Here is a 323-nt window from a genome sequence, read left to right as displayed (position 1 = left end):
CCAGAAAGGGCATCCTCAAGACTAGGCACCGCTTTTGGCGCAATCTTGACAGGACTTAGTAGCTCAAGCAGCGCCTCGCGACGGCCTTCAGACTCAACAGAAAAAACTATCTTGCCGGTATAGCCTTCGCTGAACTGACGCAGAGCCGACATTGGCTCTTTGGTTTGCGGAGCTGCGGCAAGCGCCGGTAGCGGCTCTATGTCTAGGTTGAAGCGACCTGCTTTGGTATCAGTGCTCTCTTTATTGAGCTTAACCTGTGGCCATTGCTTAATAGCAGCAAATAGCTCGTCCTTCTTCATCCAAAGCTCTGTGGGTTCCAGCAG

Annotated in this window: 1 protein-coding gene; it reads right to left on the bottom strand. The window is 52.3% G+C overall.

Annotated features, from left to right (window positions below):
- Nucleotides 1–323: hypothetical protein (locus AB4585_RS29475; RefSeq protein WP_372172388.1), on the bottom strand; the 323-nt coding region annotated here is incomplete at both ends.

The sequence above is a fragment of the Vibrio sp. 10N.222.49.C9 genome (assembly GCF_041474985.1).
Taxonomy (GTDB): Bacteria; Pseudomonadota; Gammaproteobacteria; order Enterobacterales; family Vibrionaceae; genus Vibrio; species Vibrio crassostreae_C.
This window is presented reverse-complemented; position numbering and strand designations above follow the sequence as displayed.